This window comes from Actinomycetospora callitridis (genome assembly GCF_028737265.1).
In the GTDB taxonomy this organism is placed as follows: Bacteria; Actinomycetota; Actinomycetes; order Mycobacteriales; family Pseudonocardiaceae; genus Actinomycetospora; species Actinomycetospora callitridis.
Window position 1 is genome coordinate 39,276 of the sequence record NZ_JAQZAK010000012.1, and the last position, 16,427, is coordinate 55,702.

Annotated in this window: 19 protein-coding genes; 12 read left to right on the top strand and 7 right to left on the bottom strand. The window is 72.2% G+C overall.

Annotated elements, in window-relative coordinates:
- Nucleotides 1–109: 109 nt before the first annotated feature.
- The gene (locus PH191_RS26520; protein WP_274197636.1) at nucleotides 110–682 is read right to left on the bottom strand and encodes a hypothetical protein; all 573 of its coding nucleotides are present in this window, start codon (nucleotides 680–682) and stop codon (nucleotides 110–112) included.
- 107 nt (nucleotides 683–789) lie between these two features.
- Here PH191_RS26520 and PH191_RS26525 point away from each other — a divergent pair, with 107 nt between their 5' ends.
- The 3 genes from PH191_RS26525 to PH191_RS26535 all read left to right on the top strand — a co-directional run bounded on the left by PH191_RS26525 (nucleotide 790) and on the right by PH191_RS26535 (nucleotide 3,181).
- A complete protein-coding gene (locus tag PH191_RS26525) occupies nucleotides 790–1,377 on the top strand; it encodes a DUF6153 family protein (RefSeq protein WP_274197637.1) in 588 nt (195 codons plus the stop codon).
- A 115-nt stretch (nucleotides 1,378–1,492) separates the two neighbouring features.
- Nucleotides 1,493–2,140: a DUF305 domain-containing protein gene (locus tag PH191_RS26530; RefSeq protein ID WP_274197638.1), complete on the top strand. Its 648-nt coding sequence runs from the start codon at nucleotides 1,493–1,495 to the stop codon at nucleotides 2,138–2,140.
- Between the two features lie 186 nt (nucleotides 2,141–2,326).
- Complete coding sequence (locus PH191_RS26535; RefSeq protein ID WP_274197639.1) at nucleotides 2,327–3,181, top strand: F510_1955 family glycosylhydrolase; 855 nt, start codon at nucleotides 2,327–2,329, stop codon at nucleotides 3,179–3,181.
- Nucleotides 3,182–3,252: 71 nt separating this feature from the next.
- Here the strand turns inward: PH191_RS26535 and PH191_RS26540 are convergent, their stop codons facing one another.
- The 4 genes from PH191_RS26540 to PH191_RS26555 form a co-directional block, all read right to left on the bottom strand.
- On the bottom strand, nucleotides 3,253–5,520 hold the full coding sequence (locus PH191_RS26540) for a heavy metal translocating P-type ATPase (protein WP_274197761.1): 2,268 nt from the start codon (nucleotides 5,518–5,520) through the stop codon (nucleotides 3,253–3,255).
- A 90-nt stretch (nucleotides 5,521–5,610) separates the two neighbouring features.
- The gene (locus PH191_RS26545; protein WP_274197640.1) at nucleotides 5,611–6,666 is read right to left on the bottom strand and encodes a hypothetical protein; all 1,056 of its coding nucleotides are present in this window, start codon (nucleotides 6,664–6,666) and stop codon (nucleotides 5,611–5,613) included.
- The gene (locus PH191_RS26550; RefSeq protein WP_274197641.1) at nucleotides 6,663–6,887 is read right to left on the bottom strand and encodes a heavy-metal-associated domain-containing protein; all 225 of its coding nucleotides are present in this window, start codon (nucleotides 6,885–6,887) and stop codon (nucleotides 6,663–6,665) included. Before PH191_RS26550 ends, PH191_RS26545 begins: the two co-directional genes overlap by 4 nt.
- Before the next feature lie 126 nt (nucleotides 6,888–7,013).
- Complete coding sequence (locus tag PH191_RS26555) at nucleotides 7,014–7,295, bottom strand: metal-sensitive transcriptional regulator (protein WP_274197642.1); 282 nt, start codon at nucleotides 7,293–7,295, stop codon at nucleotides 7,014–7,016.
- A gap of 265 nt (nucleotides 7,296–7,560) precedes the next feature.
- Here PH191_RS26555 and PH191_RS26560 point away from each other — a divergent pair, with 265 nt between their 5' ends.
- Entirely contained in the window at nucleotides 7,561–7,902 is a 342-nt protein-coding gene (locus tag PH191_RS26560) for an NADH-quinone oxidoreductase subunit A (RefSeq protein WP_420791854.1), read from the top strand.
- Here PH191_RS26560 and PH191_RS26565 read toward each other — a convergent pair.
- Nucleotides 7,866–8,282, bottom strand: coding sequence for a hypothetical protein (locus tag PH191_RS26565; protein WP_274197644.1), 417 nt, complete (start codon nucleotides 8,280–8,282; stop codon nucleotides 7,866–7,868). The genes PH191_RS26560 and PH191_RS26565 overlap by 37 nt on opposite strands.
- A 69-nt stretch (nucleotides 8,283–8,351) precedes the next feature.
- Between PH191_RS26565 and PH191_RS26570 the strand changes: the two genes are divergently transcribed.
- Genes PH191_RS26570 through PH191_RS26600 form a run of 7 tightly spaced genes read left to right on the top strand, consistent with a single transcriptional unit; the run spans nucleotide 8,352 to nucleotide 15,559 of the window.
- Entirely contained in the window at nucleotides 8,352–8,987 is a 636-nt protein-coding gene (locus PH191_RS26570; protein WP_274197645.1) for a hypothetical protein, read from the top strand.
- A complete protein-coding gene (locus PH191_RS26575) occupies nucleotides 8,984–9,928 on the top strand; it encodes an NADH-quinone oxidoreductase subunit H (RefSeq protein ID WP_274197646.1) in 945 nt (314 codons plus the stop codon). The genes PH191_RS26570 and PH191_RS26575 overlap by 4 nt, the downstream gene beginning before the upstream one ends.
- Nucleotides 9,925–10,485 carry an NADH-quinone oxidoreductase subunit J gene (locus PH191_RS26580; RefSeq protein WP_274197647.1) on the top strand — a complete coding sequence of 187 codons (561 nt, stop codon included), beginning with the start codon at nucleotides 9,925–9,927 and terminating at the stop codon, nucleotides 10,483–10,485. The genes PH191_RS26575 and PH191_RS26580 overlap by 4 nt, the downstream gene beginning before the upstream one ends.
- The gene (locus tag PH191_RS26585; protein WP_274197648.1) at nucleotides 10,482–10,787 is read left to right on the top strand and encodes an NADH-quinone oxidoreductase subunit NuoK; all 306 of its coding nucleotides are present in this window, start codon (nucleotides 10,482–10,484) and stop codon (nucleotides 10,785–10,787) included. Before PH191_RS26580 ends, PH191_RS26585 begins: the two co-directional genes overlap by 4 nt.
- A gap of 2 nt (nucleotides 10,788–10,789) precedes the next feature.
- Nucleotides 10,790–12,604, top strand: coding sequence for an NADH-quinone oxidoreductase subunit 5 family protein (locus PH191_RS26590; RefSeq protein WP_274197649.1), 1,815 nt, complete (start codon nucleotides 10,790–10,792; stop codon nucleotides 12,602–12,604).
- 2 nt (nucleotides 12,605–12,606) lie between these two features.
- Nucleotides 12,607–14,112, top strand: coding sequence for a complex I subunit 4 family protein (locus PH191_RS26595; RefSeq protein ID WP_274197650.1), 1,506 nt, complete (start codon nucleotides 12,607–12,609; stop codon nucleotides 14,110–14,112).
- A gap of 43 nt (nucleotides 14,113–14,155) precedes the next feature.
- On the top strand, nucleotides 14,156–15,559 hold the full coding sequence (locus tag PH191_RS26600) for an NADH-quinone oxidoreductase subunit N (RefSeq protein ID WP_274197651.1): 1,404 nt from the start codon (nucleotides 14,156–14,158) through the stop codon (nucleotides 15,557–15,559).
- A 7-nt stretch (nucleotides 15,560–15,566) separates the two neighbouring features.
- Here the strand turns inward: PH191_RS26600 and PH191_RS26605 are convergent, their stop codons facing one another.
- Nucleotides 15,567–15,977: a DUF302 domain-containing protein gene (locus tag PH191_RS26605; RefSeq protein WP_274197652.1), complete on the bottom strand. Its 411-nt coding sequence runs from the start codon at nucleotides 15,975–15,977 to the stop codon at nucleotides 15,567–15,569.
- Between the two features lie 151 nt (nucleotides 15,978–16,128).
- Between PH191_RS26605 and PH191_RS26610 the strand changes: the two genes are divergently transcribed.
- Complete coding sequence (locus PH191_RS26610) at nucleotides 16,129–16,395, top strand: metal-sensitive transcriptional regulator (RefSeq protein WP_274197653.1); 267 nt, start codon at nucleotides 16,129–16,131, stop codon at nucleotides 16,393–16,395.
- Nucleotides 16,396–16,427: the final 32 nt, after the last annotated feature.

Sequence of the window (16,427 nt, forward strand, 5' to 3'; positions counted from 1 at the left end):
GCTCGCGTCGATGATCAATACGGAGTTGCGTGGCGCGCGGGACATCCCCGAGGCGCGTCCGCCGTCCTCGCGAGGCAGGAGCCTCGGAGGTAGTGGGGTCAGCCGTCGATCAGGAGGCGAGCACGGGGCGCATCGGAGGCCCGCGTCGGTGAACCTGTCGGGAGAAGAGCAGTTGATGCTCGCGTGCTCGGGGTCCGGCACCGCGCTCGGTCGTGATGACGCACGTCGAGATCGGCGTTGCGGGGACGTGCAGGACCCGGGCGAGCACGAGCACGACCGTGGAGACGACGTAGCGACATGCGGGTTCGCTCGCGGCGACGGCAACGACGAGGAGAGCGACGACGACGTGGAGCGCGACGGTCGAGACGCTCTGGGGCCATCCGTGCGAGTGCGGCAGCCACTCGGTACCGGCCTGGGTCACCTTGCCCAGCGCATGCACTGCAGGTTGCCCGACGACGGCGATGTTGGCAGCCGCGAAGGTCCCCTGAAACCGCCCCCGCAACCACAGGCGCCCGATGCCGACGACCAACGCGACCAGCCCCACTGCGAGGGCATGGGTCGGGGGTTCGTCGGCGAGCAGGTCGAAACCGACCGCGACGATGAGCACCAGCACGGACGACGCGACCAGTAGAGCTGAGCGCAGGCGTGAGCGGTCACGCTGCGTCGCCACCGAACCGGACACGGCGGGGACGCTAGCACTCGATGGTGGTGGCCAGCCGAGCTGCTCGCAGCCCAGGGTCACGGGTCTCGTCACCCGCGACGCCGACCAGGTGCAGGAGCGCCCTCGGCGTGCCGGTCGTCTTCGGTATCGTCGGCGGCGTGATCCGCTGGCACGGCAGCTCGCGGCGCCGCTCGAACGCGGTGTCGGGGCGAGTGTTGGCCAGCTGGTCCGGCCGGCTCGCTCTCCTGGTGATCGCACTCGGGCTTGTCCTCATGCACCACGTCGTGGGAGCTCACCAGCACGCGAGCCCGGGTCCACCGCAGGGCGGGCCCGTCGCTCACTCGATGGCCGAACCCGCCGCAGCCGCACCGATCGCACACCATGATCACGACCTTGCCCCGGGCCCGGACGCGGCCTTCGGCAGCGAGCAGGGAAGGGCGCCCGGCACGCAGGTCGGCGTGGTGGTGCAGAGCAGTGCCGCCGTCCTGCACCAGCACCCCGACGGTGGCGGTCACGACCACTCGGGGTCGCTGCTCCACATGTGCCTCGTGGCGCTCCTCGGGGCAGCGGTCCTGCTCCTCGTGCTCGTCCTCCTTGCCTCGTGGTGGCGGCTACCGCAGCGCGGAACCGCCGAGCGTGGTCGCACGGCGGCCGCTGAACCGCGCGCTCCACCGACCTCGTCAAGGCTTGCGGAGCTCCAACTCCTTCGGCTGTAGGCCGGCCCACCGCCTGCACGCGCGTCGATAAGACGCGACCGTGCAGCGGCGCCGAGCCCTGTCCTCAGCACCGGCCGGTGCGCATCGGCCGGTGCTCAGCCGAAGGAGATTCCTCGTGCGTGCACGTTTCGTCGGCGGCGTCATCGCCGCCGCCACCGCCGCGGTCCTGACCGCGGGTTGTTCCGGCTCGTCGACCGCCCCGGCGGGCGGTCCCCCCGCTTCGGCGCCGGTCTCGTCCCAGTCGGCCGTGGCGCCGATCTCGCCCGAGCACAACGAGGCGGACATGATGTTCGCCCAGGGCATGATCCCCCACCACACGCAGGCCATCGCCATGTCCTCGGAGGCTTCGGAGCGCGCAGCGTCGCAAGAGGTCAAGGATCTGGCCGCTCGCATCGAGCAGGCTCAGGGCCCCGAGATCGAGCAGATGAACCAGATGCTCGCCGCGTGGGGAGCACCGCAGCCGCAGCCCGGAAGCACGGCGATGCCTGGTATGCCGGGCATGCCCGGGATGCCGATGGGTGGCATGCCCATGCCGGGGATGATGGGTGAGGCCCAGATGCAGCAGCTGGCCGCGCAGTCCGGCCCGGCTTTCGACCGGATGTTCCTGCAGATGATGATCGAGCACCACAACGGTGCCATCCAGATGGCCCAGACCGAGCAGGCCCAGGGATTGAACCCGCAGGCCAAGCAGCTCGCCGGCGCCATCGTCGCCGATCAGCAGCAGGAGATCTCCGAGATGCAGGCCCTGCTCAGCAGGGTCTGACCGGCCGGGGACGGGCGGCCGCGGCCGTCCGTCTCCCCCCACGGCTCGGCGCGTGGGCGCCCGTCCCCGGACCCGGCTCCATCGGCAGCCGCGTACTCGCGCGCGGCGGCGTCCCCTGCCTCGAGAGGAGGCGAATTGACCAGAACGCCTCGGCGCTACCGGCTCCGTCGGGCGACCGTGTCGGCCGTGGTCGTCATCCTGCCGACCGTCCTCGGCGCTGCGTGCACTCGCGACGACACCGCCAGTGGGCGCCCAGAGCCGTCGCCGTCCGTGCTCGGTCACGTCCATGGCCTCGGGATCGACCCCCTCAACGGCGGTCTCTACGTCGCGACGCACGGCGGCCTGTTCCGGGCCGGCCCCACCGGCCTCGAGAAGGTCGGTACGTCAGCGGCCGCGAACCGCGACCTGATGGGCTTCCTCGTCGTGGGACCCGGCGTGTTCCTCGCGAGCGGCCACCCCTCGCCTCTCGAGGCGACCCCCAACCCCCTCGGACTCGTCCGGAGCACCGACGGCGGGCTGTCCTGGCAGACCATCGCCCTCAGTGGCGAGGTCGACTTCCACGCTCTGGCCCAGGGGCCGGGAGGCATCTACGGAGTCGATGCCGAGGGCAGTGTGCGGTTCAGTCAGGACGGTGGTGTGCGGTGGGAGGCATGGCCGGCGCCACCGGCACTTGATGTGGCTGCCGACCCGCACCGACCTGGCCACCTGGTGCTGGCGGTCGTCGGCGGTATTGCGGCCGTCGACGGCTCCGCCGCGTCTGCTCCGGGCACGCCCGCTCCGGTCGTGGAGCTCGCCCCCCAGATGGCGTACCTGTCGTGGGCGCCGGACGGCGAGTTGTTCGGGCTGACGACCGACGCCCGCCTCCTCGCGAGCCCCGACGGGGGTGCCTCCTGGCTCCCGCGCGCCACCGTCCCGGGCGGTCGACCGCAATCGCTGACCGCCGTCGGGCAGGAGCGCGTGCTCGCCGCCACCGCAGGGGGCGTCCACGAGAGCCGAGACGGCGGCCGGACGTTCACCACCCTGGCGACGATGGGCACGTGACCTGGGACCGGCCTCGGCGGACCGGCGCGGACGCCCGCCCACAGTCGGTGATGGGCGGGCGTCCGGCGAGGTCATCCGGTCGCGAGGGCGCGGAAGCGACGCAGGCGCAGGCTGTTGACCACGACGAAGACCGACGAGAACGCCATGGCGGCCCCGGCGAGCATCGGGTTGAGCAGCCCGGCCGCGGCCAGGGGCAGCGCTGCGGTGTTGTAGGCGAATGCCCAGAACAGGTTGCCCTTGATGGTGGACAGCGTGCGGCGGGAGAGCCGGATGGCGTCGACCGCGGCCCGCAGGTCGCCGCGCACCAGGGTGAGGTCGCTGGCCTCGATCGCCACGTCGGTGCCGGTGCCCATGGCCAGCCCGAGATCGGCTCGTGCGAGCGCGGCGGCGTCGTTGACACCGTCGCCGACCATGGCCACGACCTTGCCCTCCGCCTGGAGGCGGGCGATGACCTCGTCCTTGTCGGCGGGCATGACCTCGGCGATGACCCGCTCCGGGTCGATCCCGACCTCCGAGGCGACGGCGTGCGCTGCGGGCTCCGCGTCACCGGTGAGCAGAACCGGGGTCAGGCCGAGCGTTCGCAGGTCGCGCACGGCGTCGGCGCTGCCCTCCTTGACCGTGTCGGCGACGGAGAGCAGGCCGCGTGCTGCGCCGTCCCACGCCACGGCCACGACGGTGTGTCCGTGCGTCTCGGCGTCCGACTTCGCCTCGATGAGGTCGGCGGGGATCGGCACCGACCAGTCCTCGAGCAGGCGGGGCCGGCCGACGAGGACCGCGTGGCCGTCGACGGTGCCGTGCACCCCGAGGCCCTCGTCGTTGGCGAACTCCCCGACGGCGGGGAGTGGCCGGTCCGAGCGGCCGCGGGCCGCGGTCGTGATGGCCCGGGCGATGGGGTGCTCCGAGGCGTCCTCGAGGGCGCCCGCGAGCCGGAGGACGTCGTCGACGTCCACCCCGGCGCCGGGGTGCACGTCGACCAGCGACATGCGGCCTTCGGTGATCGTGCCGGTCTTGTCCAGCACGACGGTGTCGACACGACGGGTGGACTCGAGGACCTCCGGGCCTTTGATGAGGATGCCCATCGCTGCGCCCCGACCGGTGCCGACCATCAACGCCATCGGTGTGGCCAAGCCCAGCGCGCAGGGGCAGGCGATGATCAGAACCGCGACGGCTGCGGTGAACGCGGCCGCCGCCCCGACCCCAGCGACCAGCCAGAACCCGAGCGTGGCGGCCGCGAGCAGGATGACGATCGGGACGAAGATGCCCGAGACGCGGTCGGCCAGGCGCTGGACGGCGGCCTTGCCGGTCTGGGCGTCCTCCACCAGACGCGCCATCTGGGCCAGCTGGGTATCCGCACCGACCCGCGCCGCGCGGATGACAAGACGACCGCCCGCGTTCACGGTCGCACCGATGACCGCGTCACCGACCCCGACCTCGACGGGCACCGACTCACCGGTGACCATCGACGCGTCGACCGCCGAGCTGCCCTCCTCGACCTCGCCGTCGGTGGCGATCTTCTCGCCGGGTCGGACTACGAAGCGGTCGCCGACGGCCAGTCGCTCCACCGGAATCCGGCGTTCGACGCCGTCGCGGAGCACCGCGACGTCCTTGGCGCCGAGCTCGAGCAGCGCGCGCAGGGCGGCTCCGGCGCGGCGCTTGGCCCTGGCCTCGAACCAGCGACCGGCCAGGATGAACGTCGTGACCCCGGCCGCGACCTCGAGGTAGATGTTGCCGGCACCGTCGGTCGGCGCGATGGACAGCTCGAACGGGTGGACCATTCCGGGCACGCCCGCGGTGCCGAGGAAGAGCGCGTAGAGCGACCAGCCGAAAGCGGCGAGGGTGCCGAGCGAGATGAGCGTGTCCATGGTCGCGGTGCCGTGGCGAAGGTTGGCCCACGCGGCGCGGTGGAACGGCAGGGCACCCCACACGATCACCGGGGCGGCGAGCGCGAGCGAGGCCCACTGCCAGTAGGTGAACTGCACCGCCGACACCATGGCGAGGACCACCACGGGGACAGAGAGGACGAGCGAGACGAGCAGCCGGGTCCGAAGGCTGTCCGCCTCGCCGTCGCGATTCTTGCCGGCCTCGCCGTCGCTGTCCTCCGCCGACGGTGGCGTCGGGACGGACGCCGTGTAGCCGGCCGCCTCGACCGCGCCGATCAGGTCCTGGGCGGTCACGTCGGACGTGACGGCGACGCGTGCCTTCTCGGTGGCGAAGTTGACCGTGGCCTCGACCCCGTCGAGCTTGTTGAGCTTGCGCTCGATGCGGTTCGCGCACGACGCGCAGGTCATGCCGCCGAGGACGAGCTCGACCTCGTGCGTCGTTGCCGCGTCCTGCGCCATCGCGCGAGCGTTCTCGGTGACGGTGCTCATCCTGCGTGTCCTTCCTGGGCGGCCTCGGAGAGGTCGCCCTCGACGCTCGACGGACGGTGGTCAGTGGCCATGCGGTGCGCTCGATTCGCTGTGTCCGCTCGGGGCGCTGACCGGCGTCCCCGGGTTGGTCGCGGCGACGACGGTGAACTCGGCGGTGCGAACGACGCTCTGGTGGGCGAAGTCGAGGTAGAGCCGGTACGGCCCGGCCGAGGGCACCTCGGCGAGGAACTCGATCGCCGGTCCTGCTGGGGTGCGCCCGTCCCCGGGGCTGCCGGTGGGGTGCACGTGCAGGTAGGCGAGGTCGCCGGTCCGCAGGGCGACGAGGTGGCCGTACGCGGCGAGGTAGGGCTGCAGGTCGGTCACCGGCGCGCCGTTCCGCGAGACCGACAGGGTCACCGGGCTCGCGGTGCCGGGGACGAGGGCGCCCGTCAGGGTCACCGTGTAGCCGTCCGCGGTGGTGGCCGTGGTGGACGGGGGCGGCAGGGGCGCCGGGCGGTAGTCGCCGGCGACCGCAATGTCGCGCCCGAGGGTCATCGCCTCGCTGCGCCCGTCCGGCGCGAAGTCCGCGAAGACTCGGTGGTCTCCGGCGGCGAGGGCCGTCGTGGTGCGCCAGGTGCCGCCCGGGTCCATGACGGGGTGGAGGTGCTGGAAGCCGCTCTGGTCGCGTCGCACCAGGATCAGGTGCAGTCGCTTGTCGTGGGTCGGGGTGAACGCCGTCACCGGCGCACCGCCCGGACCCAGGACGCGGAAGGCCAGCTCGCCGGGGCTGCCGGCCTGTGCCGGTGCGGCGAGGACGTCGAGCGTGTAGCCGCCCTGGGAGACGGCGAGGCCGCTGGCGCCCGTTGCCGCGGTCGGGGCGCTGGCAACGGCCGGCCCCTGTGCAGGTGCAGGGACGGGTGGCGGCACCGCCGCGGGGACCGGCGTGGGTCCTGCGAACGCGGCGGCGGTGGCCCCCGCGGCGAGTGCGAGCACGAGCGCGAGCGCGAAGCCGACGAGACGGAAAGCGGGGCGATCGAGCCGTGAGCGCCGCGAGGGACGCGCCGAAGTTCGCCCTTCGAGGGGATCGGCGGGGCGGACCGCCCGGGGCTCCGTCCTCTCCGTGCTCGTGGTGCTCACGACGTCCTCCCCGAGCCCTCGAGCTGGTACCCGGCCTCCTCCACCGCGGCCCGCACCGCGTCGTCGTCGACCGGGCTCGCCGCCGTCACGACCACACGACCGGTAGCGAGATCGACGTCGACCTCCGACACGCCCGGCACCTCGCCGACCTCCTCGCGCACCGACGCGACGCAGTGATCGCAGGTCATACCGGTCACGGTGTAGGTGTTCGTCTCGCTCATGGGGTCGTCTCCGTTCTCGTCGACCGCCCGATGACAGTCAGGTGGATCGGTTCGCGCTTCCGCCAGAGGCGGGCGGGCGCGAAGCTGGCGGGAAGGGACGGGCAGGGCCGTCCCTCTCGAGGGCGATCAGGACTTGACGAGTCGCGCGATCGCGGCGCTGGCCTCGGAGATCTTCTCGTTCGCCACGTCGCCGCCCTGCGCGGCAGCCTCGGCCACGCAGTGGCTGAGGTGGTCGTCGAGCAGGCCGAGCGCGACGTTCTCGAGGGCGCTGGTCGCGGCAGAGACCTGGGTCAGGATGTCGATGCAGTACTTGTCGTCGTCGACCATCTTGGCGATGCCGCGCACCTGCCCCTCGATGCGGCGCAACCGCTTCAGGTACGCGTCCTTCTCCGCGGCGTAACCGTTCATCACCGAGCTCCTCTCGTTGACTTCGAACATACCCCCCGGGGGTTACTTGTCAACAGGCGCCCGGCGGACGCTGCCTTGGGCGGCGCGATCCCGAGACGAAGGTGCAGTTGCGAGCTGTTCGGTCCGTCACGCGGAGAGGATTCAGGACGGAGTCGACGTCCAGAGAAGCTTGCGCCTTATACCCCTACCCCCTATCTTTCTCACGATACGTTTACCCCCCAGGGGTATCAGCGGAACGGTCGCGAGGGGAGTCGTCGTGGATGAGCTGGCACCGGCGCTCGTACTGCTTGCCGTCGGCGTACTGCTGGTCGCCGGAGTGCGGGCGCTGGCGCGGATTCTCCGCGTCGCACCGCCGCTGACGAACGTGATGCCGCACGCCGGCGGCTTGCCGCCGCTCGAGCACCCCGTCTCCCGGTTCCACGTCCGTTGGTACGTCGTGACCATGGTCTTCCTGGCCTTCGACATGGAGATGATCTTCATGTACCCCTGGACTCTGGTCGTCGCCCGGATGGGTCCGGCGGCGGTGGTCGAGATGTTCGGCTTCCTCGCGCTCCTCATGGCCGGCGTGCTCTACGCCTGGCGCGAGGGGGCGCTCCGATGGACCTGAGGAACGCGCTTCTCCGCGTCGCCGCCCGGCGGCCCCACGTCCTGATCATCGGCGGCATCGGCACCGATCGACTTCGGGCGCGCGTCGAGCAAGAGGTCGGTCGCCGCCACTGGACCAATGCGATGGCACCGGCCGACACTGATGTCCTCGTCGTCGTCGGCCAACCCGGGCGCGAGCTCAGGGCCGTTGTCGACGATGTGTGGGCAACCGTGCCCGCGCCTCGGGCGCGGCTCGACGTCCGGAACGAAGACGAGGTCACCACAGCGCTCGACGATGCTGTGACCGTCCTGCAGGATCTCTCGGCCCAAAGGGCTGGGGCACCTCGCGACGGTCTCCGCTCGGAGCGCCCCAGCGTTCTGTCCGGTGCGCACGACGAGCACGACGACTCCTCCCACGAGCAGGGCTCCGGGCACGAGGACCATGACGGCGGGCATCACCACGGTGGCGGCATGGAGCTGCCCGGCGGGCTGGCGATGGCCGACCTGGGCGACGACCGCGACGGGCTCGCCCTCGATCAGCTGCACGTCCCGCTCGGTCCCGTGCTGCCGGAGTGGCCGAGCGGGCTGGTCGTCGATGTCGTCTTGCAGGGCGACGTCATCCAGGAGGCACGCTCGCGCTTCGTCGACCTCGACGACCTCGATGCCACCGAGCGCCTGCCTGCCGCGGCCCGAGCGCTCGAGTCCGCGGCGCGCGTCCTTGCGCTCGCCGGCTGGGATGGCCCGGCCGCGCGAGCCCGCGGACTGCGGGACGCCGTGCTCTTCGGCGGGGGCAGCAGCGCGGGCGTTCTCGAGGAGCTCGACGACCTGCGCCGGCGGGTCCGGCGGTCGCGGCTCCTGCGGTGGATGCTCCGCTCCGCCGAGGGCGGGCGCAGCGAGGTTCTCGGGGCCCTTGACGACAAGCTGCTCTCGGCCAGGGCCGCCGTCGCAGGGGGCCGCGGAGAGGCACCGGTCGCGGTCGACCTCGCGGCGCTCGACGCCCGACTGGTCGGCGCCGAGTTCGCCGCGGCGAGATTGATCGTCGCCGTCGCGGACCCGCTCCCCCAGCCGGCTCTGACGCGGCCGACGGATCTGGGCGGTGCGTCGTGAGCGTCGCACTGCCACTCGGCTGGTCGGTCCTCCTGCCGGTCCTCCTGCTCGCCGTCGCGTGGGCGGCCGTCGCCGCCGATGCCGTCGTCGCCGGGCGGGCGGCGGGACGCCCGGTTCCCTGGACCGTCGCTGCCGCTCTGCCCGGTCGCGAGGCCCTTCGACTGCTCGTGGGGCAACGCCGGCGCGCCGTGGCCGGGGACGAACTGCTGCGCGGCGTCGGTGGCGCGGTCCTCCCGATCGCCGCGCTGTTGGCCGCCGTGGTCGTCCCGCTCGGGCTGCGCCCCGTGGCGGATCTCGGCGCTGGGATCGTGTGGTTCAACGCGATGGAGGTGTTCGCGTGGGCCGCGGTGTGGCTGGTCGGGTGGGGCGCCAACAGCACGCTGTCGCTGATCGGTGGCTACAGATTCGTGGCACAGGGCCTGGCCTGGGAGCTCCCGCACATGTTCGCCCTCATCACGGCCGCGGTGGGGGCGCAGAGCCTGCGTGTCACCGACGTGGTCGCCGCCCAGCAGGACCTGTGGTTCGTCGTGATCATGCCGGTGGCGTTCGTGGCCTTCCTGCTCAGCGTGGCGGCCATGGCGTTCTGGGGCCCGTTCGGCGCGCCCCTCGACCGCGACATCGCCGGCGGGGCGGCGGCAGAGCTCGGGGGGGTTGACCGGCTCGTCTTCATGACCGGACGGTGGCTCCTGCTGGTCGCGGCAGCGGCCATGGCGGTGCCGCTGTTCCTCGGCGGGGGGCACGGCCCGTGGCTGCCGGCGTGGGCCTGGGTGCTGGTGAAGACCCTGGCCGTGCTCGCGGCGCTCGTTGCGCTGCGCCACCGGATTCCGACCATCCGCATGGAGCGCTGGACCGAGTTCTCCCTGGTGGTCCTCACGCCGGCCACCATCGCCCAGGCCCTCGTCGTGACCCTCGTCGGGCTCGGCGAAGGAGGTCTCTCATGACGACAGCCCTGTTCGTGGTCCTCGCCGTGACCGCCGTCGTGGCCGGCGCGCTGGTCTTCCGCGTCGACTCGATGGCGCGCGCGACGTTCCTGCTGCTGCTCTCGTTCCTCGCCGTCGCAGGCCTCGTCCTCATGACCGGACTGCAGTACCTCGGCGTGGTCATCGTGCTGATGATGGTCATCGAAATGGTCGTGATGGCCGTCTTCATGATCATGTACATGATGAACCCGGCCGGGCTCATGCCCATGTCGATGTTCCACAACACCCGTGGAGCAGCCGTCATCGCGGCGACCACGTTCGTCGCGCTCGCCGGGGGCGCGCTCCTCGTGGACTGGCCGGTCCGCGGCGGCGCGCCGGCACCGGACCTCACCATGGCCCTCGGCCAGAGCCTCATGAGCGGTCAGATGCTCACGATGATGACCTTGGGGGTCACCCTCTTCGCCACGATCGTCGGCACGGTCGTGCTGGCCGCCGGCCGAGGTCGCTACGACCGGCTGGGCGACGAGCTCGACGCGCCGGAGTCCGACGACCGGGACCGGGGCGGTGTCGGGCGATGAACCTGCAGGCCTTCCTCGTCGTCGCCGCGGCGCTGGTCTCCGTCGGGCTGTTCGGGGCACTGACCCAGCAGTCGATCGTCATGCTCATGATGGGCCTCGAGCTCCTGCTCAACGGGGTCATCCTCGGGGCGGCGGCGTTCTGGTACTTCCTGGCGCCGGCCGGCACGGGGGGCCAGGTGCTGATCGTCATCGTGGTCACGGCGATGGCCATCGAGATGGCGGCCGGGTTCGCGGTCACGACCGCGATCTATCGCGCGAAGCGCATCGACATGACCGACGACGCCGCCGAGCTGCGGGGCTGACCATGAGCGTTCTCCTCGGCGCCCTGCTGCTCGTCCCCCTCGCGGCCGGGATCGCGCTGATCGTGGTGCGCCCTCTGCGCTTCGTCGTCCCCGTGGGACTCACGGTCGCCGCGGCGACCGTGGGCCTGGCGGTGGCCGCCACGCTGCGGCGGCCGCAGGCTCGCTTGCCGCTCTTCGACGGCGTGGCCGTCGGCTTCGCGGTCGACGACCTCTCGGCGGTCATGGTCGTGCTCGTCGCGCTCGCCCTGCTCGCGGTGCTGGCCTTCGCCGCGGGCGATCCGGCATTGGGGTCGGGACGCTTCGTCGGCCTGGTGCTCGTCTTCGCGGCCGCGATGCTGGCTACCGTCACCGCGACCACGCTCCCGCCGCTGCTCGCCGCGTGGGAGGTGATGGGCGCAGTCAGCTGGGCCCTCATCGCCCACCACACCGGCGACCCCGCGGCGGCCCGGGGCGCCAGGACCGCGTTCCTCACCACGCGCACCGCGGACCTCGGGCTCTACCTCGCCGCGGGTGCGGTGCTCGCGGGCGGTGTGTCGACGCTCGCGATCGACGCGCTGCCCGACGTGGCCGGTGGGTGGCGGGACCTCGCGGTCGCCGGCATCGTGGTCGCCGCGCTCGGTAAGTCCGCGCAGCTGCCGTTCAGTTTCTGGCTCTCCGGGGCGATGCACGGTCCGAGCCCGGTGTCGGCGCTGCTGCACTCCGCGACGATGGTCGCCGCCGGGGCCTACCTGCTCCTGCGGACGAGTGCGGGCCTCGAGGCGACCGGGTGGGCCGGGCCCCTGGTGGCGTGGGTCGGCGTGGGGACCGCGCTGTTGCTCGGCCTCGTCGCGCTCGCCCAGAGCGATCTCAAGCAACTGCTCGCCGCCTCGACGTCCGCGCAGATCGGGTTCATGGTGCTGGCCGCCGGGGTCGGCGCCGTGCCTGGCGGCGTCCTCCAGACCGTCGCGCACGCCGCGACCAAGAGCCTGCTCTTCCTGGTAGCCGGCGCGTGGCTCGTGCGGGTCGGCACCCGCCGACTCGACGGCCTCCAGGGGGCAGCGCGCCGATACCCCGTCCTCGGCGCAGCGTTCACTGTCGGTGCCGTGACCCTTGCCGGAGTGCCACCGACCGGTCTGTGGGTGAGCAAGGACGCCGTCCTCGCGGGCGCGGCGGCGAGCGGCCCTGCGCTCTACATCGTCGGTCTGGCCGCCGGGTTGGTCTCGGCCGGGTACGCCGCCAAGGCCGTGTGGTTCGTGTGGCGGCTTTCGCCTCCCACCGTGCAGGACGGCACCGTCGGACGTGCCGGGCTGCGGGTCCAGGCCGTCGTCGCCGTGACCCTCGCGGGGGCCGCGGCAGGTGCAGGGCTGCTCGCTCTCGGCCCGGACATCCTCCGGCCGGCTCCCGAGCCGACCGTCCTCGAGCTGGTCGCCTCCGGAGCGATCGCCGTCATCGGTTTCGGGGTGACGTGGCGCGTGGCCGGCCGGCTCCCGGCCCCTGCGGCACTCCTCTCGTGGCTGCACCTCGAGCAGATCGCTCTCGCGGCTGCGGTCCGGCCGACGCTGCGGCTCGCCGTCCTGCTCGCCCGCCTCGACGACTCGTTCCACCACCGCGTCGTCCTCGGGGCCGGTCGCGGCGTCACGCGTACCGCCGATGAGGTCGACCGCCACCTCGAGCGCGGTCTGGACCGGGGCGTCGACGGGGTGGCCACCGGCGCTCGAGCCCTCGGCCGCACCGCCCGCCGGCCCCAGACGGGCCAGCTGCACCAGTACTACGCCCAGGCCGCCGTCGGGTTCGGCGTGCTGGCCGCCCTCGCCGTGCTCCTGATCGGGGTTAGCTGACGATGCTCTCCGTCCTCGTGTTCCTTCCCGTCGTCGTCGCGCTCGCGCTCACCGCGCTCCCGGCCACGAGCACACCGCGCCGCTACACCGTGCCGTGGGTGGTCACCGGGCTCCTGCAGCTGGTGCTGGTCGCCGTCATGTGGCTGCAGCTGCCCACCAGCGGTTACGGATTCGTCGAACAGGTCGCGTGGATCCCGAGCGCCGGCATCTCGTACCACCTCGGGGTCGACGGGCTCTCGCTGCCGCTCGTGGCGATGACGGTCGTCGTGTTCACCGCGACAGCGATCTACTCGCTGCGCGAGGACCGACGTCCGAAGTCCTACGTGCTGCTGTTCCTGGCCCTGCAGACCGTGAGCGTGGGTGTCTTCGTCGCCCTGGATCTGATCCTGTTCTTCCTGTTCTTCGACCTGTCGATCGTGTTCATGTACTTCGTCATCGCCGGCTGGGGTCACGGCTCGCGCGCACGGTCGGCGGCGCTGACGTTCTTCCTCTACACGTTCCTGGGCTCGCTCGCGCTGCTGCTGGGCTTCATCCTCATCTACCTCGCGGCCACCCCGCACACCTTCGACATCCCGGCGCTCGCCGCCCTCAATCCGCTCGCGGCCGGCGGCCCACTGGCCGGGGCCGCGCTGCTCGCCATTGGTGTCGGGCTCGCGGTGAAGACCCCGCTCGTGCCGTTCCACACCTGGTTGCCGCCGGCACACACCGAGGCCCCGGCCGCGGGCTCGGCCGTGCTGGCGGGGGTACTGCTCAAGATGGGGACCTACGGCTTCGTCCGCATCGCGATGCCGCTGCTGCCGGCGTCGTGGCGGCAGTTCGCCGGTGTGGTCGTGGTGCTCGGCGTGGTCTCGGTCGTCTATGGCGCGCTGGTCGCGCTCGCCCAGACCGACCTGAAGCGCATGATCGCCTACACCTCGGTGAACCACATGGGCTACGTGCTGCTCGGCGTCGGCGCCGCGGGCCTGGTCGCCGAAACCGATGCGCAGGCTCGGCAGCTCGCCACCACGGGCGCGGTGACCCAGATGGTGTCGCACGGGCTGATCACCGGGGCGCTGTTCCTGCTCGCCGGCGCGCTGCACGAACGTGGCCGCACCTACGACATGGGTGCCTACGGTGGCCTGGCGGCGCGCACGCCGCGGTTCGCCGGGTTGTTCGCGGTGGCCGCCTTCGCCTCACTCGGGCTCCCCGGCTTCTCCGGGTTCATCGCCGAGTTCCAGATCTTCACCGGCGCGCTGGGTGCGACGCCGGTGGCGACCGCGGTCGCCGTCGTCGGCATCCTCCTCACCGCCGGACTGTTCCTGGTGGCTCTCTCCCGGATGCTGCTCGGCGAAGTGCGCTTCCCCGATGCGCCCGGCACGCCGCGTCCCTTCCCCGACCTCCGGGCTCGCGAGCTCGCGGCCGTCGTCCCGCTGCTCCTGCTCGCCACCGTGATCGGGTTGGTACCGCGATTTCTTCTCGACCTGGTCGAGCCCGCGGCGCGGGCGGTCAACGAGCTGGTGGCCCGGTGAAGGCCGAGTCGGCGCCGTCAGCGCCCCGTCAGGGGGAGCAGCCATGGTGATGAACGAGGACCCCACGACACTGATCCCCGAGCTGGCGCTGCTCGCGGGCGCGGTGCTCGCCGTGATCGTCGGGGCGTGGACACCGCGCCGCCGGCAGGGCCGCGTGCGGGCCCTCGCGCTGGTCGCCGTGATGGTCGGACTGGTCGCCACGGTCGTGGCCGCCACGAAGCCGTCGAGCACCACCTTCGAGACCTACGTCCTCGACACGACGACCCACGCGGTACGCGCGATCGTGCTCGTCGCGGTCGGCCTCGTCCTCTGGCTCTCCCGCGACGCCGTGGCCGGGCACCCCCGCGAGAGCGAGTTCGCCGCGCTCGTCCTGCTCGGCGGTCTCGGAGCGGTGCTGATGGCCGGGGCCGGCGATCTCATGCTGCTCTTCGCCGCGTTCCTGCTGGCCAGCGTGCCGCTCTACGCCCTGGCCGGCTGGGCCAAGACGGGCGCGACCACCGAGGCCGCGCTCAAGTACTACCTCTCCGGCGCCTTCGCCGGAGTCACGATGCTCGCCGGCACCACCCTGATGTACGGAGCTACCGGCTCGACGAGCTACGACGCCTTGCCCGAGGGGCTCGTGACGGGCGCGGCGGGGCCGGCAGCCGTCGGCCTCGTCGCCGTGCTGGCGGGCCTGGCGTTCAAAGCCGGAGCCGTCCCCGCCCACTTCTGGGTCCCCGACGTCACCGACGGCACGCCTCCGGCGGTCGCCGCCGTCCTCACGACCATCCCCAAGATCGGTGCGCTGGCCGCGACGTGGCGTCTTCTCCTGGCCGTGCCCGAGCAGGTCGTCCCCTGGCCGTTACTGGTCGCGGTGCTCGCCGCGATCAGCATGACCCTGGGCAACCTCGCCGCGTTTGCCCAGACGTCGGTCCTGCGGCTGCTCGCCTACTCGACCGTGTCCCAGGTGGGCTACGTGTTGATGATCATCGCCGTGGCGGCCCGGACGCCCGAGGCCCAGCCGGCCCTACTCTACTATCTCGCCGCCTACGCGCTCACGAACATCGGGGCCTTCGCCGTGGTCGCCGCACACCCTGCTCGCGCCATCGACGAGTTCCGAGGGCTCGGCCGTCGTCGCCCCCTGCTCGCGGCCGCCCTTGTCGTCTGCCTGCTCGGGCTCGTGGGCACACCTCCCACGGCAGTGTTCGTCGGCAAGCTCACCGCGTTCGCTGCCGCCTTCGACGGCGGGATGGCCTGGCTCGTCGTGCTCGCCGCGGTCAACACCGTGGCCTCGCTCTTCTACTACCTGCGATGGGTCGCCCCGCTGTACCGGGACGAGCCGCCCGAGTTCGCCGACGAGAGCGGCGAATCCCGCACGGCGCGCCACGGCGCAGTCACCGCCGCGACTCTCTCGCTGATCCTCGGCGTCGCCGCCGGCCTGATCCTGCCCCTGTTGGCCGCCTCGTGACCGACTCCTACGCGGTCGTGGTGGTGAGGCTGTCGAGCGCAGCTCGCAGTCGGGAGCCGGCGTCGGACGCGGTCTCGCCCAGGTCCGGCCCTGCGTTGTCGGCGGCAACACCGAGCAGGGCTCCGGGATCGACGGCCTGCACGATGGTGCGACCCTCGGCGCGTCGCACGGTGACGTTGCAGGGCAACAGAAGCCCGACCTCCGGGTTGGCCGAGAGCGCCGCTTGGGCGAGCGCGGGGTTGCAGGCGCCGAGGATGGTGTACGCGTCGATCTGCTCGCCGAGTTTGGCCTGCAGGGTGGCCTGGACGTCGATGGTGCTCAGCACCCCGAATCCCTGATCAGCGAGCGCTGCCGTGACGGCCTCGACCGCCGCCGGGTGCTCGAGGCCGACCTCGACGGTGTGGGCGATGTCGGACATGGCTCGGCGTTCCTCCTCCGCGTTGGGGTGATGATGCCGGCGTCGGAGGCCTTCCCGTCGCCGTGACTGCGGACACGTGGTTATCCGGCATACCCCCTGGGGTACATTCGGTTGTACAGGGCGTCAGCCCACATGCCAGAGGGAGTCCACCATGCAGGTTCAGGTCGCCGAGCTCACCGATGTGGTCAGCCGGCTGCGTCGCGTGGAGGGCCAGATCGCCGGGATCGTGCGCATGATCGAGGACGGCCGCGAGTGCAAGGACGTCGTCACCCAGCTCGCGGCAGCGGCCCGCGCCCTCGACAAGGCCGGCTTCAAGATCATCGCGACCGGGTTGCGGCACTGCATGACCGAGACCGACGACGGCGAGCGCGCCGTGGACGTCGCGGAGATGGAGAAGCTCTTCCTCTCCCTGGCCTGATCCGGACCTGACCCGCAGGACCACCGGCGGAC